Annotated in this window: 20 protein-coding genes, 1 tRNA gene and 1 pseudogene; 8 read left to right on the forward strand and 14 right to left on the reverse strand. The window is 59.5% G+C overall.

The features are described from left to right. Nucleotides 1–7 precede the first annotated feature (7 nt). From QD336_RS18040 to QD336_RS18050, 3 genes and pseudogenes are all read left to right on the forward strand, one after another. The gene (locus tag QD336_RS18040) at nucleotides 8–976 is read left to right on the forward strand and encodes a substrate-binding domain-containing protein (protein ID WP_269346471.1); all 969 of its coding nucleotides are present in this window, start codon (nucleotides 8–10) and stop codon (nucleotides 974–976) included. A gap of 63 nt (nucleotides 977–1,039) precedes the next feature. After that, nucleotides 1,040–1,627 (forward strand): DJ-1/PfpI family protein, encoded by a 588-nt coding sequence (locus tag QD336_RS18045; RefSeq protein WP_269346469.1) that lies wholly within the window; start codon nucleotides 1,040–1,042, stop codon nucleotides 1,625–1,627. A 219-nt stretch (nucleotides 1,628–1,846) separates the two neighbouring features. Then, nucleotides 1,847–2,031 (forward strand): annotated as a pseudogene (locus tag QD336_RS18050) (IS3 family transposase); the annotation flags it as partial. Nucleotides 2,032–2,105: 74 nt separating this feature from the next. Here QD336_RS18050 and QD336_RS18055 read toward each other — a convergent pair. The 8 genes from QD336_RS18055 to QD336_RS18090 all read right to left on the reverse strand — a co-directional run bounded on the left by QD336_RS18055 (nucleotide 2,106) and on the right by QD336_RS18090 (nucleotide 12,025). Then, nucleotides 2,106–3,308 (reverse strand): EAL domain-containing protein, encoded by a 1,203-nt coding sequence (locus QD336_RS18055; RefSeq protein WP_499171584.1) that lies wholly within the window; start codon nucleotides 3,306–3,308, stop codon nucleotides 2,106–2,108. Between the two features lie 145 nt (nucleotides 3,309–3,453). Then, a complete protein-coding gene (locus tag QD336_RS18060; RefSeq protein WP_499171586.1) occupies nucleotides 3,454–5,385 on the reverse strand; it encodes a methyl-accepting chemotaxis protein in 1,932 nt (643 codons plus the stop codon). A gap of 404 nt (nucleotides 5,386–5,789) precedes the next feature. Beyond that, nucleotides 5,790–5,879 (reverse strand) — tRNA-Ser (locus QD336_RS18065). 197 nt (nucleotides 5,880–6,076) lie between these two features. Next, a complete protein-coding gene (locus tag QD336_RS18070; RefSeq protein WP_499171587.1) occupies nucleotides 6,077–6,958 on the reverse strand; it encodes a dihydrodipicolinate synthase family protein in 882 nt (293 codons plus the stop codon). After that, complete coding sequence (locus tag QD336_RS18075; protein WP_499171588.1) at nucleotides 6,955–8,595, reverse strand: ABC transporter ATP-binding protein; 1,641 nt, start codon at nucleotides 8,593–8,595, stop codon at nucleotides 6,955–6,957. Before QD336_RS18075 ends, QD336_RS18070 begins: the two co-directional genes overlap by 4 nt. Continuing rightward, the gene (locus QD336_RS18080; protein ID WP_499171589.1) at nucleotides 8,588–9,511 is read right to left on the reverse strand and encodes an ABC transporter permease; all 924 of its coding nucleotides are present in this window, start codon (nucleotides 9,509–9,511) and stop codon (nucleotides 8,588–8,590) included. The genes QD336_RS18075 and QD336_RS18080 overlap by 8 nt, the downstream gene beginning before the upstream one ends. A 15-nt stretch (nucleotides 9,512–9,526) precedes the next feature. Beyond that, a complete protein-coding gene (locus QD336_RS18085) occupies nucleotides 9,527–10,441 on the reverse strand; it encodes an ABC transporter permease (protein WP_003511517.1) in 915 nt (304 codons plus the stop codon). Nucleotides 10,442–10,516: 75 nt separating this feature from the next. Next, the gene (locus QD336_RS18090; RefSeq protein WP_499171590.1) at nucleotides 10,517–12,025 is read right to left on the reverse strand and encodes an ABC transporter substrate-binding protein; all 1,509 of its coding nucleotides are present in this window, start codon (nucleotides 12,023–12,025) and stop codon (nucleotides 10,517–10,519) included. 322 nt (nucleotides 12,026–12,347) lie between these two features. Between QD336_RS18090 and QD336_RS18095 the strand changes: the two genes are divergently transcribed. From QD336_RS18095 to QD336_RS18105, 3 genes are read left to right on the forward strand one after another with little or no spacing between them, the layout of a single operon-like run. Further along, entirely contained in the window at nucleotides 12,348–13,544 is a 1,197-nt protein-coding gene (locus QD336_RS18095) for a sialidase family protein (RefSeq protein ID WP_499171591.1), read from the forward strand. Next, a complete protein-coding gene (pdxA, locus tag QD336_RS18100) occupies nucleotides 13,541–14,497 on the forward strand; it encodes a 4-hydroxythreonine-4-phosphate dehydrogenase PdxA (protein WP_499171592.1) in 957 nt (318 codons plus the stop codon). The genes QD336_RS18095 and pdxA overlap by 4 nt, the downstream gene beginning before the upstream one ends. Continuing rightward, nucleotides 14,494–15,621: an iron-containing alcohol dehydrogenase gene (locus QD336_RS18105; RefSeq protein ID WP_499171594.1), complete on the forward strand. Its 1,128-nt coding sequence runs from the start codon at nucleotides 14,494–14,496 to the stop codon at nucleotides 15,619–15,621. Before pdxA ends, QD336_RS18105 begins: the two co-directional genes overlap by 4 nt. Nucleotides 15,622–15,668: 47 nt before the next feature. Here QD336_RS18105 and QD336_RS18110 read toward each other — a convergent pair whose 3' ends face one another. From QD336_RS18110 to QD336_RS18125, 4 genes are all read right to left on the reverse strand, one after another. Next, nucleotides 15,669–16,376, reverse strand: a complete 708-nt coding sequence (locus tag QD336_RS18110; RefSeq protein ID WP_174010760.1) for a FadR/GntR family transcriptional regulator — start codon at nucleotides 16,374–16,376, stop codon at nucleotides 15,669–15,671. 4 nt (nucleotides 16,377–16,380) lie between these two features. Next, nucleotides 16,381–17,421 (reverse strand): four-carbon acid sugar kinase family protein, encoded by a 1,041-nt coding sequence (locus tag QD336_RS18115; protein WP_499171595.1) that lies wholly within the window; start codon nucleotides 17,419–17,421, stop codon nucleotides 16,381–16,383. Between the two features lie 162 nt (nucleotides 17,422–17,583). Beyond that, on the reverse strand, nucleotides 17,584–19,827 hold the full coding sequence (locus tag QD336_RS18120; protein ID WP_499171596.1) for a polysaccharide deacetylase family protein: 2,244 nt from the start codon (nucleotides 19,825–19,827) through the stop codon (nucleotides 17,584–17,586). Nucleotides 19,828–19,989: 162 nt separating this feature from the next. Then, on the reverse strand, nucleotides 19,990–20,379 hold the full coding sequence (locus QD336_RS18125; RefSeq protein ID WP_499171597.1) for an acyl-CoA thioesterase: 390 nt from the start codon (nucleotides 20,377–20,379) through the stop codon (nucleotides 19,990–19,992). Between the two features lie 174 nt (nucleotides 20,380–20,553). Here QD336_RS18125 and QD336_RS18130 point away from each other — a divergent pair, with 174 nt between their 5' ends. Next, the gene (locus QD336_RS18130; protein WP_499171598.1) at nucleotides 20,554–20,748 is read left to right on the forward strand and encodes a hypothetical protein; all 195 of its coding nucleotides are present in this window, start codon (nucleotides 20,554–20,556) and stop codon (nucleotides 20,746–20,748) included. Nucleotides 20,749–20,783: 35 nt separating this feature from the next. Here the strand turns inward: QD336_RS18130 and QD336_RS18135 are convergent, their stop codons facing one another. Together QD336_RS18135 and QD336_RS18140 are read right to left on the reverse strand one after the other, a co-directional pair. After that, the gene (locus QD336_RS18135) at nucleotides 20,784–22,559 is read right to left on the reverse strand and encodes an ABC transporter ATP-binding protein/permease (RefSeq protein ID WP_499171599.1); all 1,776 of its coding nucleotides are present in this window, start codon (nucleotides 22,557–22,559) and stop codon (nucleotides 20,784–20,786) included. After that, nucleotides 22,544–22,720 carry a hypothetical protein gene (locus tag QD336_RS18140; protein ID WP_499171600.1) on the reverse strand — a complete coding sequence of 59 codons (177 nt, stop codon included), beginning with the start codon at nucleotides 22,718–22,720 and terminating at the stop codon, nucleotides 22,544–22,546. The genes QD336_RS18135 and QD336_RS18140 overlap by 16 nt, the downstream gene beginning before the upstream one ends. A gap of 132 nt (nucleotides 22,721–22,852) precedes the next feature. Here QD336_RS18140 and QD336_RS18145 point away from each other — a divergent pair, with 132 nt between their 5' ends. Then, nucleotides 22,853–26,179, forward strand: a complete 3,327-nt coding sequence (locus tag QD336_RS18145) for a transglutaminase family protein (RefSeq protein WP_499171601.1) — start codon at nucleotides 22,853–22,855, stop codon at nucleotides 26,177–26,179.

Genomic DNA, 26,179 nt, shown 5'->3' on the forward strand with positions numbered 1-26,179 from the left:
GGAGAAAATGAAGTCTATTATCCAGAAAGCCGGACTGTTGTTATCAACTGCCGCATTGGCCCTGGTCCTGCCGCTTGGCGGCGCTCAGGCCGAAGACAAGAAGGTGACGATCGCCGTGTCGATCCCGGCGGCGACGCATGGATGGACGGGGGGAGTCGTCTACCATGCCGAACAGGCCGAAAAGGAAATCGAGGCCGCCTTCCCGAACATCGACGTGGTGCTGTCGACGGCGGCTTCGGCCACCGCGCAGGTCTCGGCGCTTGAGGATCTTTCGGCAAGCCGCAAACTCGATGCGCTCGTCATCCTGCCCTTCACGTCCGAGGAACTGACCGGCCCGGTAGAGCAGATCAAACAGAAGGGCACCTTCATTTCCGTCGTTGACCGTGGTCTGACCGATCCGAGCGTGCAGGATCTTTATGTCGCCGGCGACAACATCGCGGTCGGCGCCAACACGGCCCACTGGCTCGTAGACAAGCTGGGTGGCGAGGGCCAGATCGTTGTGTTGCGCGGCATCCCGACTGTCATCGACGACGAGCGCATCAAGGGCTTTTCTGACGTCGTCAACAAGAGCAATATCAAGACCCTCGACATCCAGTATGCCAACTGGAACCAGGACGAAGCCTTCAAGCTGATGCAGGATTATCTGGCCAAATATCCGAAGATCGATGCCGTCTGGGCCAATGACGACGACATGCTACTCGGCGTTCTCGAGGCTGTCGACAATGCCGGACGCAAGGACATCAAATATGCTCTCGGCGGCAACGGCATGAAGCAGGTCATCGAGATGGTGAAGGAGAAGAACGTGCGCACGCCGATCTCGACACCTTACCCGCCATCGATGATCAAGTCGGCAATATATATGACGGCCGCGCAGTTCAACGGACAGGCACCGGTGCGGGGTTCGTTCCTGCTCGGAGCGCCGCTGATCACGCCGGAAAATGCCGATCAGTTCTATTTCCCCAATTCCCCATTCTGATCCGAAACGGTGCCCGGCCGGCTCCGGGCACCACCCAAAATCAATGACAACAGGAGACATGACATGAGTGGCAAGAAAATCCTCATGCTGACAGGCGAGTTCACCGAGGAATATGAAATCTTCGTGTTTCAGCAGGGGATGGAAGCAGTGGGCCATACAGTCCACGTCATCTGCCCCGACAAGAAGGCCGGTGACCGCATCAAGACCTCGCTGCACGATTTCGAGGGCGACCAGACCTATACGGAAAAACTCGGCCACTATGCCGATATCAACAAGACATTTTCCGAAGTCCGGGTCGAGGATTATGATGCGGTCTATGCCGCCGGCGGTCGCGGTCCGGAATATATCCGCACCGACAAGCGCATTCAGGCCATGGTTCGCCATTTTCACGAGACCGGAAAACCGATCTTCACCATCTGCCATGGCGTGCAGATCCTGATGGCCGTGCCGGGCGTGCTCAAGGGTCGGAAGGTCGCGGGTCTCGGCGCCTGCGAGCCTGAGGTGACGGCCGTCGGTGGCATCTATATCGACGTGAAGCCCACCGAAGCCCATGTCGACGGGAACCTGGTTTCGGCCAAGGGCTGGACCGGGCTTGCCGCATTCATGCGCGAATGCCTGAACGTGCTGGGTACCAAGATCACACACAGCTAGCCGCCAATGAACAGCAACGCGGCCGCTGGGTATCCGCCCGGCGGCTAAGGTTCGTCCTTCCGGGCCTCAATTGGAGAAGGCTCACGAAGTCCCGAGGTCCATATCGACGGCATTCGACACCATTCATGTTGCAGCCTGCCCGGATAGCCGAAACGGCGGCATCGGACGACGTGATGCCCGGGGAACCTATGGCGTTTCGGCCAACGGTCTCTCTAAGGCCAGGTCATCCATTGGCGCGGGCCGTGGAGGAACTTCGAAGCGATGGAATTCGCCATTTTGGAACAGAGCGGCTGGTTCAACCACCGACGCCTCCTGGAGCCCACCGAAAACATACCGTCAGCCGGAGCCCCGGAGCCGAAACGTAGCATGACGTCATTCTGGACGCGCCAGCCATGGCTGCATGACTTAAACCAAATGGCCTCCGGCAAACCCGGTGTGGTTCGCCTTGTCGTTTAAGGCCGGCCTTGGACGATTCAGACTAGATAAGGTTTGCCTTGAGCCGATTTTCTTCGGTAACGTCGATCGAGACTATCGAATAGCCGATCTCCTTGCCGCCGAGGTCGAGAACCCTGGTATTAATGACTTGAATGTCGCGGGTTCCGACAACATATTCCCGAATGACCGGTTCACCTGTTGCCGCTGCTTCCATCAGCACCGTGATGACTGATTCCAGCACTTCACCTTCCAAGAGGTCATAGATCGTCTTGCCTTCAATTTCCACGCCGGTCAGACCCAGTATGCTGCCAAAGCGATCATTGACGCGGACGTGCCTAAAGTCCATGTCCAGGAAACACAGCCCGACCGGTGCTTGCTCATAGAGGCTGGCAAGTTGGTGGAATTGCTGGAACGGCGAGATATCTAAGGATCGGCCGCTTGCGTCGACGACACCCCGGCGATTGAGCTTGCAGAGTGCTTCGTGAGCCGGCAAGCCCTTGCTGTAAAGCCATCCCTGCGCAAGATCGCAACCGAGATTGCGCAAAATGGATTCCTCGTCCGCAGTTTCGACTCCTTCGGCAACAACGGTCATGCCCAGGCTTTGGCCAAGGCCGATCACTGCCGCCGCGATCCGGCGCTTGCTCGGTTCGATGTCGAGAGTGCTCACGAAACGTTTGTCGATCTTCAGCTTATGAAAGGGGAAGGATTCCAGGCGAGCAAGGCTGGAATAGCCAGTCCCGAAATCATCAATGCCGATCTTTACGCCGAGGGCGTTCAGTTTATGCAGGGTTCTATAAGCCTGATCATCGTCGGAGAGCAACGACCCTTCGGTGACTTCCAGCTCTACCCGATTCATCGGGAAACCAGTGGTAGCGATGATTTCGGAAAGACGGTGCGGAAAATCCTCGTTTGTGAGTTGAAGCGGCGAGATATTGAAGGCAAGCGAGAATTGGCCTGGCCAGCCGATGGCCTCGCGGCAGGCACGGCTTATAAGGGCATCCGAAAGGATATCTATCAGCCCATATTGCTCCAGACGCGGGATGAAGGTCATGGGGCTTATTTCAGCGGTACTCGGTTCGCCCCAGCGGGCCAGGATTTCAAAGCCAGCGACGTTGCCAGATCGAATATCCACGATCGGTTGAAAGGCCGGCCACACATGTCCTTGATCGATGCCAGCCATGAGCAGCTTGTGCAGAGCGGTCTTGCCGGCGGTTTCGACTGTGGCGATTTCAGGACTACTTTGCATGGCACTGGCGCTCTATTTGCATGGCGGGTTGTTTCAACGATCGTGATCTACCCGGCCCCTCGCGATCTGGTCGAACGGAGAGTGCTGGCCAGGCGGGAGGGCGACGGCCTCCAAACCCCGCCCGCAGCGCTATACTGTTCATTCATCAGAACTCCTCCCAGTTGTCCTGCTTGAGGGCGGCATTCCCCGCAAAAGCACTGGCGACCTTGCGGACAATAGCCCTCGCCGGTGAGGCAACTGCTTTCTCAACTGCTGCCGAAGGGTGAACGGCAGCTCGCACATGTGTTGGTCCCGAGAGTTTGAAAAGTCTCAGGAGCTCGTTGAGCGAAGCTACCTCGCGCGACAGGCTGTGGGTCGCAGCGGTTGTCTCCTCGACCATGGCCGCGTTTTTCTGCGTGTTCTGATCCATTTCGTTAATGGCGGTGTTGATTTGTTGAAGACCTGAAGACTGCTCCTGTGCGGCATCAACAATTGCACTGACGTGTCGATTGATCTCCTGCACCTCCGAAACGATAGTCTCAAGCGCGCGGCCTGTCTCATCAACAAGCTGGACACCTTCCTGTACCTGGCCGTTGGATGCATTGATTAATGTTTTGATCTCTTTGGCGGCACTGGCAGAACGCTGGGCAAGCTCACGTACTTCCTGGGCGACGACAGCAAAACCCTTTCCGGCATCGCCCGCGCGGGCGGCTTCGACACCCGCATTCAGGGCCAACAGATTGGTCTGGAAGGCGATCTCATCAATCACACCGATGATGTTGCTGATCTCGCTGGAGGACTTTTCAATCTGCCCCATGGCGATGACAGCGCGCCGTACGACCTCACCAGATTGTTCCGCACCGACTTTGGCTCGGCTGACAAATTGACCGGCTTCCTGCGCGCGCCTGGTTGAATCTCTAACAGTGGTGGTGATTTCTTCGAGTGCGGCGGCAGTCTCCTCGACGGCGGCGGCCTGTTGCTCGGTACGTCTGGCAAGATCGTCGGCCGCAGATCGGATTTCGTTCGAGCCACTTTCGATAGCACGGGCATTCTCGGCCACCTGTGTCAGGGCGGTCTCGAGCTTCTCCGCCGACCTGTTGAAGTCCTGTCGAACGTGATCCATCTGGCCGACAAACACGTCAGTGATGCGATGGGAAACATTGCCATCGGCAAGGGCTGCGAGGCCTGCGGCAACATGGTTGGATGCGAATTCGATATCGCCAGCATCTTTGGCGCGCTGTTGTTCGCGCTCAACCCGCTCTCGCTCCGACAGGCTGCGATTGGCTTCAACCTCCCGCTCCAGTCGGATGCGCTCCAGGGCATTGTCGCGGAATACCGCGACGGCTTTAGCCATCTGGCCGATTTCGTCCTTACGATCCGCTCCGTCGACCTCAGCACCCGTCTCGCCGCCTGCCAGCGACGTCATTCGTTCCCGAAGGCGCGCAACGGGCGTCGTGATACCACGCGAGGAGATGAACAGGCCAAATCCAATCAAGACTAAAGATACAAGGATTAATCCAGCTATACCGATAACAATCGTGGAGTTGGTGAGCTGCGTCAGGCGCTCACGACCTTGGTTCATCGACGCTATCAGTTGCTCGTTACCGGCGCTGATCTTCGGTGACACTTCTCCCAGTTTTTTCAGGAGATCCAGAGCCATTTGCTGAGCCTGAGCTTGTTGACCAGCCTGGACCAGACTGATGACCTTATTGCCGATTTCTTCTACTTCGGCGACACCCTTCAATATATCACGCGCAGCATCCGCGCGCGCGGGAACCAATTGAACGATCGTGTTCTGCCGCTCTTCAAGCTGTTTCCTGTCGGCCCTAAACGTCTTGACGGCCGCTTCGAAATCACTGCCCTTTGGATCTGTCAGGCTGGCGCGGAGCATCTGCATTCCCAGCGCGTTGAGATTGCCACTTGTCCTGGCATTCAACACTGCCGCGAGCGCGTCATTTGCGATGAAGTTACTGTAGTTGCTGTCCGTATTCTTGTATTGCAGGCTGACATAGGTCAGGCCGAGCAGCGAAGCCAGGCTTGTTAGCGCGATAACGGCCACGACTTTCGTTTGGATTTTGGTGTTTTTCAGGAGCGACATTTCAGACCTCATGGCAAACTTCGTCAAGCTGCCGGAAAGGCACTTGGCTGGAGACAGGGAAACATTGCAGATGGTTGCGCTCGGTCATCGGACGCCAGTCGCCAGACAGTTGCTCCACCAAAAGCAGCCGCAAATCTGAGTGACATTTTCGCCCCAACGATACAGTGAGGCCTGCCTTTGCAACCTTTACGAAATTTCTGAATTAAGTATTACTATTGTTGATTGTTGACGAGAAATTCGCGCCCCAGCCTCAACGAACACATTGGAGGTGCCTGAACATGTACCGAAAGGTGTACCGGGCGCGATACCCGCATGATTTTCACTCTTCAAGGGCCGCTGGCGAGCAGAGGTTTTACGAGGAAATCCAAGGTTTTACAGGTAACTGACGGAGAGTGATTAGAACTTGGCGGAGAGGGTGGGATTCGAACCCACGATACCCTTGCAGGTATGCCGCATTTCGAGTGCGGTGCATTCGACCACTCTGCCACCTCTCCGCATGCGCGAACGCTTGCGTTGCGCGCTCCTCTTAAACATCAATGGTCAAGCTGACAAGGGAAATTTCGTGTTTGTGTCACAAATTATTCGTCATATGCGGGACCATGGAAGCGCTTCCGAGTTTTGCTGTTTCAACCGGTTATTTTGACGTGGCGAGCATCGGTCTTTCCCGTGCACGTCACATTCTGCACCGGGATCACAGCCGTCGATAGCGCCGCAGGATTTCCAGAATTTTTGCATCCTGTTCCTGATCCGGCAGAAGGGCCGGCTGGCGGCTGGCTCCGACGGAGGGGTCCTGGAGGTAAAGCGAGCGCTTGACCATGGCGGGTGCAAAACCGAGAGCGTAGAGATCGGTGCGAAAATTGGCATAGATCGCCTGCTGGCGTTCAGCTTCGGCTATGTCGCCGGCGTTGAATGCGTTGAGAATGCCGGCGAGCACATCTGGCATAGCGTTGCCGAGGCCGGAGATGCAGCCGGCGGCACCATTCTGCAGTGACCAGAGCACGAGGTGGTCCGGGCCGGAATAGACCTCGAAACCGGGCATGTCCTTCGCCACCTGAAGATAGGCTTCGAGCGTCTGCTGCGCGCCGCCGGAATCCTTGATACCGGCGATATTGCCATGGGATGCGAGCTTGCGCGCCGTTTCCGGTTCGATGTGGTTCTGGGTGCGGGCGGGAATATCATAGAGATAGACCGGCGTTTCAACGGCATCGGCCACCGCCGAGAAATGGCGGATCAAGCCATCCTGCGTGCAGGCGATGAAGAAAGGCGTGATGACGGCGATGCCGTCGACGCCGATACGGTCAAAGGCTTTGGCGAGTTGCAGGGTTTCGAACGTGGCCGGCATGCCGGCATTGACGATCACCTTGGCGCGGCCGGCCACCTCGTCCACCACCTCTTCGGTCAGCCGGATTTTCTCCTCACGCGTCAGCGCGGTGAAATCGCCGTTTGTGCCGGCGCACATGATGTTGTTGCCAGCCGCCACCTGGCGGCGCACCTGCGCGCGGGTCGCCTCGTAATTGATGGTTTCGTCCTCGTTGAAACAGGTGACGAGCGCGACGAAAGCTTGTTTGCTCATGGGAGAACTCCGCTTGAATTTTCAATGGTGTGGCCGGCCGCATGATGATGCCGGGATTGCATATCGGGATCCGGATCGAGGCTGGCGGCAAGCAGCGCGCGGGTATAGGCCTCGCGCGGGGCTTCGAACACCTGCCGCACCGTGCCGAACTCCACCACCTCTCCCCGCTGCATGACCATGACGTGATCGGCAAAATCCCGCACAACAGGAAGGTCATGGGCGATGAAGATAAAGGAGAGACCCATGTCGCGACGCAGCCTGTCCAGAAGCGCGATGACCTGCGCCTGAACCGAAACATCGAGCGCCGAGACCGCCTCGTCGCAGATGATGAGCTTCGGCTCCAACGCAAGCGCGCGGGCAATCGCGATCCTCTGGCGCTGGCCGCCGGAGAACTGGTGCGGATAACGGCGCATATGTTCCGGCGAAAGGCCGACCTGCTGCAGCAATTCGCCGACCCGTTCGCGCCATTTCGCTTTCGGCAATATATCGGGATGGATGACCCAGGCTTCGGAGATCAACTGGAACACCGTCATGCGGGGGTTGAGCGACTGGGTGGGGTCCTGGAACACCATCTGCAAATCACGCCTCAACGCAAACAGTTCCGCCGGCGATAGCTTGAACAGGTCGCGTCCCTTCCAGACGGCGCTGCCCGCATCCGGTTCATCGAGCCGTAGCAGAATGCGCGCCAGCGTCGATTTGCCGGAACCGCTTTCGCCGACGACGGCAATGGTCTCGCCTGCCATCAGGTCGAAGGAAACGCCCTTCAGCGCTTCGAATGCACCGTAACGCTTGCGCACGTCGCGCACGCTGAGAAGCGGCTCACCTTTCGCTTCTGGCTGATGCATGTCGCCCTTGCCGGGGGCGGCATTGATGAGCTTGCGGGTATAGGGATGCTGCGGATTGCGGTAAACCTCGCGAACCGTGCCGGCTTCCACCAATACGCCCTTTTCCATCACCACCACCCGGTCGGCGATTTCGGCGACAACACCGAGATCGTGGGTGATGATGAGCACGGCCATGCCGGTTTCCCGCTGCAATTCCTTGAGAAGCGCAAGCACTTCGGCCTGCACCGTCACATCAAGCGCGGTGGTCGGCTCGTCAGCGATCAGAAGATCGGGCCGCAACGCAAGCGCCATGGCGATCATCACACGCTGGCGCTGGCCACCCGAAAATTCATGCGGATATTTCGAAAGCGCCCGGTCGGGATCGGGAATGCCGACACGGGCGACAAGCCGCCTCGCCTCCGCTTCAGCTTCCGCCTTGCCCATGCCGTGGGTGGTCATCGCTTCGCGGATCTGCCAGCCGACGGTATAGACCGGGTTGAGATGGCTGAGCGGATCCTGAAAGATCATGGCGATGCGCCGACCGTTGATCTCGCGGCGCACCTCATCCGGCATGGTTAGAAGGTCTTTGCCGTCGAGCAATATTTCGCCGCCGCTGATGCGGCCGGGCGGCATGTCGATGAGATTCATGATGGCCGACGAGGATACCGATTTGCCCGAGCCGCTTTCGCCTAGGATCGCTAGCGTTTCGCCACGGTCGATATGATAGGAAACATCCTTTACCGCATGGACGACGCCGCTTGCGGTGTGGAACTCCACGGAAAGATTTCGCACGTCGAGAAGATGGTCAGCCATGCTTTCGGCCCTTCATTTCCAGCCGCCAGCGCTGCACGGGGTCAAGCGCGATGCGCAGCCAGTTGGACAGCAGGTTCAGCGACAGAGTGGTGAGAATGATGGCAAGCCCCGGCCAGAAGGACAGCCACCAGGCATTGGTGAGATATTGCCGCCCCTGCGAAATCATCAGGCCCCAGGTGATTTCCGGCGGCTGAATGCCGATGCCGAGAAATGAGAGAGCGCTTTCCGCCAGCATCACATATGCGAAATCGAGCGTCGCCAATGTCGTCAGTGTCGGCAGTACCACGGGCAGGATGTGGCGGAACAGGATGCGTTTGCCGGATGCGCCCATAACCCTTGCCGCCTGCACGAACATACGTTCGCGCACCTCCAGCACCTCCGCCCTTGTGGTGCGGATATAAACGGGAATGCGGGTAATCGCCAGGACCAGCATCAGGTTGAGAATGGAGGAACCGAGCAGATAAAGCACGATGACCGCGATCAGCAGCGACGGAAAGGACATGATCACATCCGCCAGCCGCATGATGATCTGGCCGACGCGATTGGAGGAAAAACCGGCGATCAGGCCGAGCACCGTGCCGGTGACGGCGGAGAGAAGCACGGCGCCGGCGGCGATCATTAGCGTATTTTGCGTGGCGGCGACGATGCGCGCCAGAAGCGAACGGCCCAGCGCATCCGCTCCCAACCAGAAATACCATTCGCGCTGCCAATCGAAGGGCGCGAGGTTACGCCCGCGCAGGTTCTGTTTCGTCGCGAGATCACCCAGCCAGGCCGGGCCGACAAAGGCGAGGACGACGACGATAACGAGGAAGATCGCGGCACAGAGCGCGAATTTGTCCGCCCATAACATACGCAGCATGCGTGTTGCGAAGGAGGGCTCGTCGATGATCTGGGTGTCGGCGTTCAAAAGGCTCATGGCTGTATGACCTCCTCAGTGCCGGATACGCGGATCGAGCAGCGCATAGGCGATATCGATCAGAAGGTTCATCAGGAAGATGGCCAGCGCGGTGACGAGAATGGCGGCCAGCACGACGTTGAAATCCCGCTGGAGGATGGAATCGATCATCAGCTTGCCGACACCGGGAAAACCGAAGATGGTTTCGACGATGACTGCACCGTTGAGAAGGCTTGCCGCCTGATCTCCGATGACGGTGATGACCGGCAGCATGGCGTTGCGCAAAGCATGGATGAAGATGATCGGCCCGGATTTTACGCCCTTGGCGCGTGCCGTCTTGACGTAAGCGGAAGACAAGGCGCCGATCATCGAACCGCGCACCACCTGCACGATGATACCGAAGGGACGCACGAAGAGTACTGAAATCGGCAGGATCCAGTGCAGCACCGAGCCAGTGCCTGATGTGGGCAGCCAGGCGAGATTGACGGAAAAGACCACGATCGCCACGATGGCAAGCCAGAAATCCGGAACCGAGGCACCGATGAGGGAAATTGTCGACGCCATGCGGTCGAAGAAGCCGCCGGACCGGAAAGCTGCAAGCGAGCCGACAACGATGGCCGCCGTGGTGACCAGCGACATGGTGATGACCGCGAGCCAGAGCGTCCAGACAAAAGCTTCCAGCACAACATCCAGCGCCGGACGGGCCTTTCTGAGCGATTCTCCAAGATCCCCCGTCATCACATCGCCCGCATAACGCAGGAACTGCACCATCAGCGGATCATTCAGGCCGTGCAGCGCACGAAACTGCTGCTTCAACTCCTCCGAAGCCTCAACCGGCAGAAACAGCGCGGCCGGGTCCCCCGTCAGGCGGGAGAGGAAGAAAACCATCACGATGAGGCCGATCAGGGAGATCAGGCTCGCAACGGAACGTTTTCGGATGAAGCTCAGCATGGTTGCCTCCGGTTTTTCAACGAGGGCGGCGAAGCTTGAGCTCCGCCGCCGCTCTTTGGCTCATAAGATACCGGCTTACTTGATGCCGATTTCCGAAAGCTGCAGCATCGAGTTGGTGGCGATGGTGGGCTTGAAATCCAGACGTTCTGAGACGCGGGAGAAACCGACCATGTGGAACAGCAGCACATCCGCCACCACGTCATCGTGCAGGTAGGCGATGAGTTCGGACCACAGCTTGGCGCGCTCGTCGCCGACGGCAGCCGAGGCACGTTCGATCAGGTCATCCACCTTCGGGTCAGAGAAGCCAGACTGTGTGCCCTTGGTGGCGTATTTGAAGAACATGGTGAAGGACGGATCGCCCTTGGAATTGTCGTGCATGGCGGCGACGATCTGCGGTCCGCGCCCTTCCTTGAAAGGCTTGGAATAATAGCTCTCGTGTTCGGCCACTTCCACGAATTTCAGGTCGATCTTGAAGCCGACTTCCTGCAGCTGCTGCTGGATCGCTTCCATGATCTCAGTGACGTTCGGGAAATTCGCCGTGCGCGCGATGATGGTGATCGGTGTGTCCACCTTCACACCGGCAGTCTTGGCTTCCTCGAGCAGTTTTTTTGCACCATCGGGGTCGTAAGGGAAGACCTTGACGTCGGGGTTCCAGCCAAGCGTAGTCGGTGGAACCAGCGCCGTCGCCAGCACCGCACCTTCAGGTACCAGAGTGCCCAGGAAGGCCTGCCGGTCGATGGCAAGATTGAGCGCGCGGCGCACCCGCACATCGTTCAGCGGCGCGATATTGTGATCGAGGCGCATATAGACCGTTTCACTGTCGAGATAGGAAAAATCGGTCTTCGAATTTGTTGCGTCGAGCTGGGAAATGGAGGGCGAAAGATCGGCTTCACCGGTCTGCACCATGGCAGCACGTACCGAGGGATCGGCGCGGAAGAGGTAGGTCGCTTCCGTTACCTCAGGCTCCTTGCCCCAATAATCGTCGCGCGCGGTCAGAACGATTTGCTGGCCGGGCGTCCAGTTGGTCAGCTTGTAAGGCCCGGTGCCGACAGGCTCGCGGATAAATTCCATCTTGGTTTCTTCCGGAACGATCGTGACCAGCGACATCAGGAGCGGCAGGATGGGCTGGGCCGGATCCGTCTTGAAATCGATCGTGTGGTCGTCGACAACCGTCGGCGTCACCGTCATGCCGCCGAAATAGCGGCGGGATTCGCAGGCATTCTTGTCGCTCATGATGCGCTCGAAGCTGTGCTTCACATCCTTGGCGTCAAAACCCGTACCGTCGGAAAACTTCACGCCCTGGCGCAGATGAAAACGCCAGCTGCCATCCGAGTTCTGTTCCCATTTTTCGGCAAGGCGCGGCTGCACGCCGTTCTTGCCGCGTACATCAAGCTCGGTCAGCGTCTCGCTGACATTTTCCATGATGATGCGGCCAATATTGGAACGCGTGGCCATGCAGGGTTCCAGCAGGTCCGCCTCTTCCGCCAGCACGATCTTGATCGGCCCCGATGCCGCAAGCACCGGCGAAACCGTGGCGCTGAGCGAACCCAGAACAAGGGCGCCCGCAATCAATGACTTCTTCATTCCGTTCTCCTCCCAGATCAGAAATTCAGCAACATGGCGGCGCACCGCAAGGGGTATTCTGAAAAGCCCCATCTCCTGCATCGAGGAGCATGGCGTGCGGATGACTGTCTCCTCCACCCGTGAACAGAGCATCGGCGTTATCACATTTTTTGTCAATTTATTTTTCGAAAGCAATTTTTATTCGCAGCAAATCACATACTTTTATCATTTAAAAACAAATATTTAAGTTCATAAATCAAAAACAAACGACGCTCTTTTTATATCAAATAAACTTGACAACTTTTCAAATATGTCATTTTCATCAGGGCAAGAGGAGACCACGATGACCCCTGATGACATCGCTCACGCCATGACCGGAGCCATGCACGCCGTGTCGGAAAACCGGCAGGAAGCCTTCCTTCCGTCACCGATGATCCAGAACCATGCGAGCTTCCTGCACCTTCTCAATGATGGCACGCTGCTCTGCGCCTGGTTCGGCGGCACGCTGGAAGGCAAGTCAGATATTTCGATTTTCGCATCCGTGCTGACGCCAGACGCTACCCGCTGGGGAGCCCCACAGCGCCTCAGCCACGACTCCGCCCATTCAGAACAGAACCCGGTGCTCTTCACTGCGCCGGATGGCGGGTTATGGCTGTTTCATACCTCCCAGCCTTCAGGCAATCAGGATGAATGCCGCATCCGCATGGCGCGCATTCACCGCGACGCGGCGGAAGCGGAAAAACTCACATCCGAGGAAGGGCGCTTCCTTGATCTTCCCAAGGGCTGCTTCATCCGCGCGCCGCTTCGCATCCGCGATGACGGTGCCTGGCTCCTGCCGATCTTCCGCTGCATCCAGCGTCCCGGCCAGAAATGGAACGGCAGCCACGACACCGCCGCGCTCGGCATATCCACCGACAACGGCGCGACATGGACATTGCAGGATCTACCTGACTCGACCGGCTGCGTGCATATGAGCCCGGTCGCGGCAGAGGAGGAGCGCTACGCCGCCTTCTTTCGCCGTCGCCAGGCCGATTTCGTCTATCGCACGGAAAGTGCTGATGGCGGCCGCTCCTGGTCGAAACCGCAGCCGACCGACGTGCCCAACAACAATTCGTCCATTGCCGTCATCAGGCTCGCTGACGGCCGACTGGCAATGATCTGCAATCCCGTCAATGCACAGGAATCCAGCGACCGGCGCGCTTCGCTCTATGACGAGCTGGGCGAAGAGGACGACAGGCCGGATGCCGATCCGAGCGGCGGATGCGTGCCGATCTGGGGCGTGCCGCGCGCTCCGGTCTCCGTCTGCCTTTCCAATGATGATGGGTTGAGCTTCCCCACCCGGATACTGATCGAGGATGGGCCGGGCACCTGCCTGTCAAACGATTCGACGGATGGCCGCAATCTGGAAATGTCCTATCCATGGCTTCTGGAAGCGCCGGACGGTACGCTGCACGCAAGCTACACCTATCATCGCCGCGCAATCAAATATGTCCGGCTGGCGCCCGGCTGGGCCGACGCCACGGACGGGAGAAAAAGATGAGCAACATCATTGGCATCACCATGGGCGACCCGTGCGGTGTTGGCCCCGAGATCACCGTTCGGGCGCTGGCGGACATGTCCGCTGCCGATCGCGCCGCAACCCGGATTTACGGAAACCTCCCCACGCTGGAAGCAGCACAGGAGGCGCTCGGTGTTGATATCGATCTCACCTCCCATGTGGTCGACCTGCCGGTGGAGGGTGCGCCGCTCCCATGGGGCACGCTGTCGCCGGTGGCTGGCGACGCCGCCTTCCGTTTCATCGAAAAAGCCGTGCGCGATGCCGAAGCCGGAACAATCGGCTGCATCGTCACCGCGCCGATCAACAAGGAGGCGCTTAATCTGGCAGGCCACCATTATGATGGTCACACCGGCATGCTGCGCAGCCTAACCGGCTCATCCGCCGCCTATATGCTGCTCGCTTCCGAGCGACTGAAGGTGATCCACGTATCGACCCATGTTTCCCTGCAGGACGCCATTCGCCGGGCGACGACGGAGCGGGTGCTGGCGACCATCCGCGCCGGCAATGCCCATCTGAAGCGCATCGGTTACGAGCGGCCGCGGATCGCCGTTGCCGGCATCAATCCGCATTGCGGCGAAAACGGCCTGTTCGGCACGGAAGATGACGATCAGATCGCACCGGCGGTCGCAGCCGCCCGCGCCGAAGGCATCGAGGTGCAGGGGCCGATTTCCGCCGATACCGTGTTTCACCGGGCCTACTCGGGCGCTTTCGATCTCGTCGTCGCGCAATATCACGATCAGGGCCATATCCCGATCAAGCTTGTCGCCTTCGATACCGCCGTCAACGTCTCCGTTGATTTGCCGATAGACCGCACTTCCGTCGATCACGGCACCGCCTTCGACATTGCCGGTAAGGGCATCGCCAATCACGGCAACATGAACGCGGCCATCGCCTATGCGCGCAAGCTCGTGTCGGGCAAGGCCCAGAAGGGATGAGTACCATGCCCACAGCTCCCATTATCATCCACCAGCCGCGCAGGCTCGCCGTCGGTGCGGGCACGATTGCGCAGGTCGGGGCCTTCGCCGGCAAAAACGCCTCGACCCTGGTGATCGCCACGCCTTTGACGGCTAAATTTGTCGACCGGTTGCAATTGCAGGGTCCCTTCACCGTATTCGACGCCATTCCCGGCGAGCCGGATACCGCGACACTCGATGCAGCGCTTGCTGCCGCGCGCGCGGCCAAACCCGATCTCGTCGTCGGCCTCGGCGGCGGTTCTGTCATGGATGTGGCAAAGCTCGTTGCCGCGCTGTGGAATTCCGGCCAGACGCTTGACGATGTGGCCGGACCGAACAGGGTGGCCGGGCGCGATACGCGTCTCGTGCAAATCGCCACCACCGCCGGCACCGGGTCAGAGGCGGGTATCCGCTCGCTCATCACCGATCCCGTCAAAGGCAACAAGATCGCGGTTGAAAGCCCTTATCTGATCGCGGATTTCGCCGTTCTCGATCCGGAACTCACCTATTCCGTACCACCAGCCGTGACCGCGGCAACGGGCGTGGATGCCATGGCCCATTGCGTGGAGGCTTTCACCAATCGCAAGGCCCATCCGATGATCGACGGTTTTGCCCGCATGGGCTTTGCGCTGGTCGGCAAATATCTGGCGCGCGCCGTTCGCGATGGCGCGGATACGCAAGCGCGGGAAGGCATGATGCTCGCCTCCTATTACGGCGGCATCTGCCTCGGCCCGGTCAATACGGCCGCCGGCCACGCTATCGCCTATCCGCTCGGCACGCTTCTCAACCTGCCCCACGGGCTGGCCAATGCCATCGTCTTTCCGCATGTTCTGGCCTTCAACCAGCCTGCCGTTTCGGAGAAGACGGCGGAAGTGGCCGGCGCGCTCGGCCTTCGCGATCATCTCTCGCAGGACGATCTTCGCAAGGCGGCGACGGATTTCTGTGCCGGGCTCGGCATTGAAATGTCACTCGCGCGGCATGGGGCGACGGAGGGCGATCTGCCCCGTTATGCCGAGGACGCACATGCCATCCGCCGGCTGATGGACAATAACCCGGTGGATATGAGCCTTGAGGACGTGCTCGGCATCTACCGCCACGCCTTCTGAGGAGAAAGCCCGTGCGTGGCTAGGCGCACCGGCCCTGGGCCGCGGCCTTAATCCGCATGGGACGATTCAAACAGGCGGTCACGCGAGCCCGTCAGGTGCTGGAGCATCAACTGGCGGGCCGCTTCCGCATCACCATCGGCGATCGCCTTTGCAATGGCCTCATGTTCGGCGAAAACACGCGTCAGGCCGGATGCCTCCCGCTTTACCGACATACCGTGGAACTTCATCCCAACTGCAATATGGTCCTTCAGCGCTTCCATGGCGGTGGAGAAATAACTGTTCCTGGCCGCCCGCGCGATTGCGAGGTGAAACTGGTAGTCGGCATCCTCGCGGTGGGACTGGCGATTGGTGGCGTCCCGCATCAGTTCAAGCGCCTTCCTGATCGCCGCCAGCCTTTCGGCATCGTGCCGCAATGCCGCCGCAGCCGCCGCAGCCGGCTCCAGCGTCAACCTGAATTCATAACAGTTCAGAAGGTCCGCGACATTTTCCAGTTGGCCGAAACCGAGCGGCTCGCGCAGGCCAAACGCCCTGACATAACTGCCGGAACCCCTACGGGAATAGATGAACCCCTGCTCGCGCAGGCGCCGCAGCGCCTCGCGCACGACCGGGCGCGAGACTTCGAATTCCATGGCGAGTTCATGTTCGGTCGGCAGCCGCTCATCCGGCTTATAGGCCCCGGATTTGATCGCCCGGTGCATTCTCTCGAAAATAATGTCCGGAAGTGCCTTGCGCGCCGTTTCTTTCATCAGCCCCATCTGGTCAGCTCTCTCCAGCGTCGTTTTCGCCAAGCATCATTTTCGCAATCCGTTTCAACGTGTCAGCTTGCCCAAAACCGCCGGACTTCGCAATGATGCATTGGTCACCAGCCCAGCCGACGCCAAGACCCGGCAGGCATTCGCCGGCAAGACGCAGGCGCGAGATGCCCATGGCCCGCAGCACGGCTTCGGCAGTCGCCCCGCCCGAGAGAAGCAGTCTTTTCGCCCCGGCGGTGAAATGCGGCACGACGCCTTCCGCCAGATGATCGGAAACTGCAAGCGGCGAGAGATCGTCCGCACCCTGCGTTGCCTGAACCAGTGTCAGATCAGAATCATCGCTGGCTTGATGTGGCACCACACCATTGGGCGCCTCGATGATCGAGACATTCCCGTCACTCCTGAGAACGTCGATCTGCCCGACCGTGATCGGATCGCGCGAGCCGATGACAAAAACGCCCTTGCCCGGTGGAACGGTCGCCGCCTGCGGAGCGCGCTCGGCTGCCATCGTCTCGGCCAGCGCTTCGGCAAGCCCGCGCGCACCCACCAGAAGATCGACCCCCTCTGCCTGCGCGGCGATGAGGGCCTCGCGAATATCACCTTGCGAGCCCGTATCCGGTATCGTGCAGCGCGCGGCATGCCCGCCGAGTTTTGCAGCAACCGGAATGGCGGTTTCGACACCGAAGCCGGAGACGGCGCCGCCGGTGACGATACGTCCGAAATAGGGAATGGCGGGGGCGACCAGTGCCTGCCGATAGGAAATCGCGTCCATTTCCGCCGCAATATGTCCCTTCAACCGGGAATCGATCTTCTTGAAAAACATCGTACCGGCCGGAACCAGCGCCATCAGGTCCCGCGTGCGGCGGTGGGCCTCCTCCGCTTTTCCATCGCGGCAGCCGAGGTTGACGCTAAGGATCGCGGGCGCATCCACAAGCGCTTCGCGAACACCATCAAGCCCGATCGCAACCTCGGTTGCCAACCCGCGCCCGGCGAAAGGGGCGGCGGCATCAAGAGCACCGGTCAGATCATCGGCGAAAATCAGCAGCACGGGCAGAGCCTTCAAAAAAGTTGTAATGTTTTACCTCGATAAATTTATTTATAATCAATAGATAAAAGGATGTGAATAACAAAAATTGTCATGTGCATGCAAAAGGCCGACGGCCTCCGCATTGCCGCGGAGCGGGCGAAAGAAGGAAAGCAGATATAGCCGCTAGATGAACCGGAAAGGCAGGCCCGAGATGAGCGCCTTGACGAAGCGCTTTTTCTGAAAGCGTCCGTTCAACGAAACGCGCGGCAGCTGGGCCGGCTTTTCGAGGCTGTGAGGGCCGAGAACACCGGCCTGCGTGGTGACCGCCACGGAGAAGCCCGCATCCGATACCGCTTTTGCTTCGCGCTCTCCCACGGCCCGGACCCAGCCATAGGGATAAGAGAAGGATTGCGGCCGCTGGCCCACATAAACTTCCACCCGGCACGTCGATTCCTCGATCTCATGGGCGAGGCGCACCGCATCGATCTTGCGCATGTTCACATGTGTCATGGTATGCGCGCCAAAATGCACGAGCGGATCGTCCGACAGCGTCCTGAGTTCGGCCGCATCCATGACCAATTCGTCCACCATCGCGATGGGGTCGAGGCCATGCTGCCTTGCGACGCGATCGATCCTTTCCACCGCGTCATCTTCCGCGGATTCCTGGACGAAGTTTTCAAGCCGGGCGAATGCCTCCAGCTTCTGTGATGGCGTGGCACATTCCACCTGCTCCGGCCCTGCCCCAAAATCAAATTCGAACGATGCGGCTTTCTGCGTCAGCGCCGCCGCGGTTTCCCACCACAGGCTGCGGCTACGCTCAACAAAACCTGGCGTGACGAAAATCGTGTAGGGAACCGCGTATTTACGGAAGATCGGCGCAGCATGTTCAGCATTGTTGCGATAACCGTCATCAAGCGTGAAGGCACAGAACGACCGGCCTTCGCCGCTGTCGGCAAGCAGAGCCGGCAGATCATGCAGATGAACGGGCACGAGACCGGATTCGAGCGCGGCCTCAATGGCCTCTTCCAGAAATTGCGGCGTGACGGACAATTGCACATTGGGCGCAAAAGCCGAAACCGGCTGCCCAGGGCGCACATGGTGAAGCGTGAAAATCACGCCCCGCCCGGCAAGGGATGGAAATGCCGAGCGGACAGCCGGAAGAGAAGTCACCTCCAGCCCCGCCCTTATGGCCCCATATTTCACCAGGCGTTTGACCGGCGGCAACATGGTCCTTGCCGATTCTCCTGACACCAGACCGGGAAGAATGCGTTTTCTCAGCACCCGCAAGGCGGTCAGCGGCAGATCGATCAGGCCCGGTAGGGGATCGTTCGGTGCAAAAGCGGCCCAGCTGCGGATCTTGCCGAGGGAGGTGAGATAATCGCCAAGTCTCACCTGCCCCCTCCGTACCAATGTGAAGGCGGCAACGGTATCGCGGATGAGATAGGACCAGGAAGTGCCCTGCCGCGCAGTGACCGCCTGCCCGGTGGGCATGCCATTGGCCACCCGCCATAAAAGCCCGCCAAGATCGATGCCGGCAGCCGAACAGAGGCCGAACCACGACCAAGGGCGCGGATTGACATCGAGAAGTTTCAGCGACCCATCCCTGCCGTCGAATTTGAATTCCACTTCGACCAGCCCGCTGTGACCTGCCGATTTCAATATTTTCCGGGCCGCTTCGACCGCTTGCCGATTGTCGATGACCTCGACACGCGTGCTGGTATAACCGAAATCAACGGGATATTGCCGGGCGCGCCGCGCGGTGAATTCGGCAACGGGTTCCCCGTCCAGCCACAGGGCCGCATAGGAAAACTGGCTTTCTCCACCGCCCGGAATGAGTTCCTGCACCACGACATTGTCGGCGCCGATCTCTCCACTGGCATCGGCAAAAGCGGTTTTGAGCCCCTCTCGGTCATCGGCACGAATAACTTTCGCCCGGGCGATCGATGTATTGCCGCCCCCCATATTCGGCTTCAGAATGACGGGAAACATCACATCCAGCCCGTCGATATCGGCAGCCGATGTCAGCGCATAGGTTCGGGGAATGCTGACGCCGAGTTCGGCCGCACGTTTGTAGAGCAGCGGTTTTTCACACAGCCATTGCAGGTTCGTCCATTCCGGCAGAATGATCTTGTAAAGCGCCGAAAGCTCCTCGCTATGCTGCGAAACAAGCTGAACCTCACCATCGCCCGATGGCACCAGCAGGCAGCCCTTCAGGCCTGGTTTTTCAGCCATTTGCCGCAGAAACGCCATCGCCCCATCATCATGCGGACCGGCCCAGCGGATTGTTTCCCGCACGAAGCGCGACCAGCCCGGCAACGGTGAATCATGGGTAAGGTAATAGACCGGCACATTCAGGACACCGAGGCTGCGGGCAAGGGCAAGCGTGCCGTGAGCGCCGCCGATAATAACAACACCTGGAATGGTCAAAGCCTGATCCCCGTCCTATTCCACATCTTGATCGCAAAAATAGATAAATAAATTGGATATTTCTAAAGTATTGGGCGGACGGTTGTCGAATGACGAGAAGGCCAAAGCGCCTATGCTCTTCCAGCAGGCGCTTTGGAATTTGCTTTGAAAAAGGCGCTGGCCTTACGCCTCCTTGCGCACCGGGCGTGGCTCGCCATTCTCATCCACGGCGACCATGATGAAGACGGCCTCCGTGACCTTTTCGCGCGAATCCTGATAGTGCCTGCGGGTCCAGGCCTCGATCTTGAGCGTGACGGAGGTGCGGCCGATCTTTTCGATCCGCGTGTAGACGCAGAGCGTATCGCCGATCTTGACCGGCTTCTTGAAGACGATTTCATGGACCGCCACGGTGACGGTGCGGCCGCCGGCCACATCATTGGCGCGCACGAAAGCCGCAAGGTCCATCTGCGACATGACCCAGCCGCCGAAAATATCGCCGACCGGATTGGCGTCGGCGGGCATGGCAAGCGTTCTGAGCGTCAGTTCCATATCGGCGGGCGGTTGCTGGTCCATGTCTCGAATTCCTTTCACAAACCTCCCGCTGCCGGACTTAAAACAACCGCGCCCCATCAGCCAATAGCCGATTTGTCGCGGCAGCCCTTCCAAAACAGCAAGGAATCACAGGCCAATCGTAAGCTTCGGTTAACCATGATGGGGCACGATTCCAGAAAACGCGAGGGCGTGCGAATGGCCTATGACTGGAGTGGAAACAACACGATACAGCAGCGCTACGACCGTATCGTACTGGCGATCGCCAGCATCATCGCCATCAGCCTGGCGACGGGTACGCTGGCGCTCCGTTCGCAGGTGGAGCCGGACACCACCATAAGCATTGCCAAGCAGCAACGGCTCGGCTCGGACAAATGGCATTTGCGGCTTTAAGCCAAAGCGATCAGGCCGGCCACGCCTGACGATATTTACTTCTGTGAAGCGTGGTCCAGATGGGCCACAGCCGGGGTAAGAACCGACAGGAATGTCTCCGACCGGCCGATATAAACGATCGCCGCACCGTCTATCCCGTTCAGAACCTCCGCCAGCGTATCCTGTGTCTGTTTTTCCAGACCTTCCAGCAAATCGTCGACAACGACGAATTTCGGCTTCAGCAGCAGGGCATTGGCAACACGGATGCTGGCCTGCTCATCCGAATCCAGCTTCTTGTCCCAGCGGATATTTTCATCCAGACGGGAAACCATTTCGCCGAGCCCGCATGCGGTGAGCGCCGAGAGGTAGTCCGCATCGGTAAACCGCTGGGGCGCACGCGGATAGGCCAGGATTTCACGCAGCGAACCCGCCGGCAGATAACCGTGCTGGGCAATGAAGAGTGTGTCGGATTGTTCGGGCATCTCGATCCTACCCTGCCCCCAGGGCCAAAGCCCGGCCATGGCAGCAAATAACAGCCGCCGGTTCACGCCCTGCTCGCCATTGATCATCAGCCGCTCACCCGGCCCGATCTCGATATCGCTCTCGCGCAACCGGAAGCCGCGCTCCATGTCCTGCCCGCCCGCATCACGGCAGATGGTGACCGATTGCAGGCGGATTTTTTCATTCTCCGCGCTGCGCTGCAGATCAATCGTGAGGCCGTGCTGCTCCACGCTGTCCATCTGGATAAGAGCGTTGCGGAACACCGAGACGCGCTGCAAGGTCGCCTTCCAGCTGGCAATAGGGCCGAAATTGTCGATATACCAGCGCAGCGCCGTATTGACCTGGTTGAAGGCACCGACGGCCATCATCAGCCCGCCGAAGGTGAGGTTGCCGGAAAAATAGACCGGCGCGGCAATCAGGATCGGTGCAACCACCGCCAGCCAGCCATAACCGGCCGATACCCATGTCAGATGCGTCAGCGCCATGGCGAGCCCGCGGATGACGCCGAGCACCGCATCAATATCGATGCCGATCCGCCGTCTTTCGTTCTTTTCGCCGCGTGCAAGGGCAATGGCGGCAAGGTTTTCGCTGGCTCGCATCAGGGAAAAGCGCAGTTCCGCCTCTTTGGAATAACGCTCGGCATTCAGCCCCACCAGCCGGTAACCGACGAGATTGCTGAGCAGCGAGGCGGACCCGGCATAAAGAATCGCCGCCCAGACCATATAGCCGGGGATCGCATAGGTATCGCCGCTGATGGTGATGGCAAAACCCGCCGAGAGCGACCAGAGGACACCGATGAAGCTGACGAGCAGGATCGTCGCATTGACGAGGCCGATCGAAAGCGCCGTGCTGCTTTCGGCAAGATTGCGGACATCGTCATGCAGGCGCTGATCCGGATTGATCGCAATCGTGCCAAAACCGGCAAGACGGGCGGCGCGCCCCGGTTTCAACCATTGATCGACCATGTCCTTGGCAAGACCCTCGCGCATGTTCAGCGCCGTCATCTGGTTGAGCCATGTCTGGATGACGTTGAGGAGAAGCAGCAGCCCGGCGATGATCGCGAAAACTTCGAGCTGATGAATGAAGGCATCAAGATCGCGCCGCTCCAGCGCGTTGTAAAACGGCGCATTCCATTCATTGAGCCTGATCTGCCCATAGGCGGTGAGCAAGATGACCGTGAGCAGTGCTATCGACAGCATGATCAGCCGGTTGCGCACCGGCGACGTCCAGAAGGCACGCCCCATCATCCGCAGCTGCGCCGGAAAATCGAGATCGAAACCCGAAAGGTTCGCCGCGCTCTTGCGCTGGTCGTCGGTCACCGTTGTTGCCATTCATTCCATTCCGAAACGTCAATCGGCAAAGAAAGCGGGTCGCGAATCTGCGCCTTGCGATGCCAAGCAATAACACGCCGTTGAACCTTGTCCACAATCCCGGCGAAATCTGAGCGGCGATGATTAAAAAGCCCCAGGCCATTCTTCCTGCGGGCAGACATCGCGGCCTCAACCAACAATGCAGTTACCCCCGGAAATGATCCTTGCTTTCTTTTCCTGCATTGCACAAAATCCCGATAATTTCAGAGGGGCGGATAACCGCATAAACCGGAAAAACCGGGCAAGGCAGATTAATGGCGATCAAAGCGAGCATCTATCATCTGACGCATTATAAATATGACAATCCGGTTCGCCTTGGACCACAAATCATCAGATTAAAGCCCGCCTCGCACTCCAGAACCCGCGTCATCAGCCATTCGCTCAAGGTTTCGCCCTCCAATCACTTCGTGAACCTTCAGCAGGATCCTTACGGCAATTACCTCGCCCGCTTCGTTTTTCCCGAGCCAGCGACGGAGTTCAAGATCGAGGTCGATCTTGTCGCCGATATGACGGTTTATAATCCATTCGATTTCTTCGTGGAGGAAGAGGCGACCAAGTGGCCCTTCGATTATCCGCAGGAATTGCGCGACGATCTTTCCATCTACATGAAGCCGGAGCCGACCGGCCCGTTGCTCGCCGCCTTCATGGCCACGGTCGACCGGACCCCGGAGCAGCCGACGGTGGATATGGTCGTCGGCCTCAATGCTCGCCTGCAACAGGAGATCGGTTACGTTATCCGCATGGAGCCGGGCGTCCAGACGCCGGAGGAGACGCTCGCTTCCGGCAAAGGCTCCTGCCGCGACACCAGCTGGCTGCTGGTGCAGGTGCTGCGGCATCTCGGCCTCGCCGCCCGTTTCGTGTCGGGATACCTCATTCAGCTAACGCCCGACCTCAAGGCGCTCGACGGTCCCTCGGGCACCGAGGTGGATTTCACCGATCTGCACGCCTGGGCCGAGGTCTACATGCCCGGCGCCGGCTGGGTCGGCCTCGACCCGACCTCCGGGCTTCTGACGGGTGAAAGCCACATTCCGCTGGCGGCGACACCGCATTATCGCAATGCCGCCCCGATTTCCGGCGGTTATTTCGGCCATGCCAATACGGAATTCGCCTTCGACATGCAGGTCCGGCGTGTTGCCGAGACACCGCGCATCACCAAACCCTTTTCGGATGAAAGCTGGGAGGATCTCAACGCGCTCGGCGAAACGGTTGACGGAGTTCTGAACGCCAATGACGTCCGCCTGACCATGGGCGGCGAACCGACCTTTGTTTCCATCGACGATTTCGAATCCGATGAGTGGAACACCGGCGCGGTGGGGCCAACGAAACGTGAAAAGGCGGACACGTTGATCCGCCGCCTGCGCGAACGTTTTGCCCCCGGCGGTTTTCTGCATTACGGGCAGGGCAAATGGTATCCGGGCGAAAGCCTGCCGCGCTGGACCTTCTCACTCTACTGGCGAAAGGACGGCCTGCCGATCTGGCAGAACCCCGCGCTGATCGCCGAGGAAGGTGCCAACACCGGTGTGAAGGCCGAGGATGCGCAGAAGCTCTTGGGCGGCATCGCCACCCAGCTCGGCATAGATACGGAGCTGGTGCTGCCGGCCTATGAGGATCCGGCCGAGTGGATCGTCAAGGAAGGCAGCCTGCCTGACAATGTCGATCCGTCAAATTCGAAGCTGAAGGACCCGGAAGAGCGCAACCGCATCGCCCGCGTCTTCGAGCGCGGTTTGACGACGCCCACCGGCTACATACTGCCGGTACAGGCGTGGAATGCGCGCGCCGCCGGCAAACGCTGGATCAGCGAAAAATGGAAAACGCGGCGCGGCAAGATTTTTCTCGTTCCGGGTGACAGCCCCGTGGGTTATCGCCTGCCGCTCGGCACCCTGCCCCATGTGCCGCCATCCGCCTATCCCTATATTCACGAGGCCGACCCCTCGATCCCGAGGGGACCTCTTCCCGATGTGTTGAAGCCTACGGGCCGTGCCATGCCCGAAGCCTCCTTCCACGCAAGCGAAGGGGCCGGGCAGGAGCGCATCGAGCAGACGCTCGGCGAAATTGGCGGCGCGGTGCGCACCGCCCTGTCGGTGGAACCACGTGATGGAAGGCTTTGTGTCTTCATGCCGCCGGTGGAGCGTATCGAGGATTATCTTGAACTGATCGCCGCGGCGGAAGCGGCCGCCACCGAGCTTGGACTTCCGGTCCATATCGAGGGTTATGCGCCGCCGCATGACGAGCGTATCAATGTCATCCGTGTCGCGCCCGATCCCGGTGTCATCGAGGTCAACATCCACCCTGCCTCCAGCTGGAAGGATTGCGTCGATATCACCACGGCAGTCTATGAGGAGGCGCGCCAGTCGCGTCTCGGTGCCGACAAATTCATGATCGACGGCCGCCATACCGGCACCGGCGGCGGCAACCATGTAGTGGTGGGTGGGGCAAGCCCCAACGACAGCCCTTTCCTGCGGCGACCCGATCTTCTGAAAAGCCTCGTTCTACACTGGCAGCGGCATCCATCGCTCTCCTATCTGTTCTCCGGCCTGTTCATCGGCCCGACCAGCCAGGCACCACGCATCGATGAAGCCCGCCACGACAGTCTCTACGAGCTGGAAATCGCGCTTGCCCAGGTGCCCGCTCCCGGCGGGGGCGTTCCGCCTTTGCCATGGCTCGTCGACCGGCTGTTCCGCAACCTGCTGACGGATGTGACAGGCAATACTCACCGCGCCGAAATCTGCATCGACAAGCTTTTCTCCCCTGATGGACCGACCGGACGTCTCGGGCTGGTGGAATTCCGTGGCTTTGAGATGCCGCCGAATGCCCGCATGTCGCTCGCCCAGCAATTGCTGGTGCGCGCGCTGATTGCCCGCTTCTGGAAAAATCCGGCCGCCGGCAAATTCGTGCGCTGGGGAACCGCACTCGCGGACCGTTTCATGCTGCCGCATTATATCTGGGCGGATTTCATGGATGTGCTCGCCGATCTCCGGGAAAACGGCTTCGACGTGAAACCGGAATGGTTCACCGCCCAGCAGGAATTCCGTTTCCCCTTCTTCGGAGAGGTGGAATATGAGGGCGCGAAGCTGGAACTGCGCCAGGCGCTGGAGCCCTGGCATGTGATGGGTGAACAGGGCGCCATCGGCGGCACCGTGCGTTATGTCGACAGCTCCGTCGAGCGCCTACAGGTGCGGCTGGAGACCTCCAATCCGGCCCGTTACACCGTGGCCTGCAACGGCCGCGCCGTGCCGCTGACGCCAACGGAAAACCGCAGCGTCGCGGTGGCCGGCGTACGCTTCAAGGCTTGGCAGCCCGCTTCCGGCCTGCATCCCGTCCTTCCCGTCAATTCACCCTTGACCTTTGACATTTATGATACATGGTCGAGGCGATCGATCGGCGGATGCATCTACCATGTTGCTCATCCGGGCGGACGCAATTACGAGACGTTTCCCGTCAACGGCAATGAGGCCGAGGCACGCCGCCTCGCCCGTTTCGAACCATGGGGACATACGGCAGGGCAATATCCGCTTGCGGCGGAAACCGTGTCGCCAGAATTTCCGCTGACGCTTGATCTGCGCCGGCCTTACGGAGTGTAA

It is taken from the genome of Rhizobium sp. BR 250 (assembly GCF_047445855.1).
GTDB classification, from domain to species: Bacteria; Pseudomonadota; Alphaproteobacteria; order Rhizobiales; family Rhizobiaceae; genus Agrobacterium; species Agrobacterium tumefaciens_I.

What these genes read in the sequence shown, in the direction of transcription:
- QD336_RS18070 (WP_499171587.1), bottom strand. Translation starts at nt 6,958, where the DNA reads ATGAGCAAACAAGCTTTCGTCGCGCTCGTCACCTGTTTCAACGAGGAC.
- QD336_RS18040 (WP_269346471.1), top strand. Translation starts at nt 8, where the DNA reads ATGAAGTCTATTATCCAGAAAGCCGGACTGTTGTTATCAACTGCCGCA.
- QD336_RS18125 (WP_499171597.1), bottom strand. Translation starts at nt 20,379, where the DNA reads ATGGACCAGCAACCGCCCGCCGATATGGAACTGACGCTCAGAACGCTT.
- QD336_RS18095 (WP_499171591.1), top strand. Translation starts at nt 12,348, where the DNA reads ATGACCCCTGATGACATCGCTCACGCCATGACCGGAGCCATGCACGCC.
- QD336_RS18085 (WP_003511517.1), bottom strand. Translation starts at nt 10,441, where the DNA reads ATGCTGAGCTTCATCCGAAAACGTTCCGTTGCGAGCCTGATCTCCCTG.
- QD336_RS18060 (WP_499171586.1), bottom strand. Translation starts at nt 5,385, where the DNA reads ATGTCGCTCCTGAAAAACACCAAAATCCAAACGAAAGTCGTGGCCGTT.
- QD336_RS18110 (WP_174010760.1), bottom strand. Translation starts at nt 16,376, where the DNA reads ATGGGGCTGATGAAAGAAACGGCGCGCAAGGCACTTCCGGACATTATT.
- QD336_RS18090 (WP_499171590.1), bottom strand. Translation starts at nt 12,025, where the DNA reads ATGAAGAAGTCATTGATTGCGGGCGCCCTTGTTCTGGGTTCGCTCAGC.
- QD336_RS18105 (WP_499171594.1), top strand. Translation starts at nt 14,494, where the DNA reads ATGAGTACCATGCCCACAGCTCCCATTATCATCCACCAGCCGCGCAGG.
- QD336_RS18140 (WP_499171600.1), bottom strand. Translation starts at nt 22,720, where the DNA reads ATGTCTGCCCGCAGGAAGAATGGCCTGGGGCTTTTTAATCATCGCCGC.
- QD336_RS18135 (WP_499171599.1), bottom strand. Translation starts at nt 22,559, where the DNA reads ATGGCAACAACGGTGACCGACGACCAGCGCAAGAGCGCGGCGAACCTT.
- QD336_RS18080 (WP_499171589.1), bottom strand. Translation starts at nt 9,511, where the DNA reads ATGAGCCTTTTGAACGCCGACACCCAGATCATCGACGAGCCCTCCTTC.
- QD336_RS18145 (WP_499171601.1), top strand. Translation starts at nt 22,853, where the DNA reads ATGGCGATCAAAGCGAGCATCTATCATCTGACGCATTATAAATATGAC.
- QD336_RS18130 (WP_499171598.1), top strand. Translation starts at nt 20,554, where the DNA reads ATGGCCTATGACTGGAGTGGAAACAACACGATACAGCAGCGCTACGAC.
- pdxA (WP_499171592.1), top strand. Translation starts at nt 13,541, where the DNA reads ATGAGCAACATCATTGGCATCACCATGGGCGACCCGTGCGGTGTTGGC.
- QD336_RS18045 (WP_269346469.1), top strand. Translation starts at nt 1,040, where the DNA reads ATGAGTGGCAAGAAAATCCTCATGCTGACAGGCGAGTTCACCGAGGAA.
- QD336_RS18055 (WP_499171584.1), bottom strand. Translation starts at nt 3,308, where the DNA reads ATGCAAAGTAGTCCTGAAATCGCCACAGTCGAAACCGCCGGCAAGACC.
- QD336_RS18075 (WP_499171588.1), bottom strand. Translation starts at nt 8,595, where the DNA reads ATGGCTGACCATCTTCTCGACGTGCGAAATCTTTCCGTGGAGTTCCAC.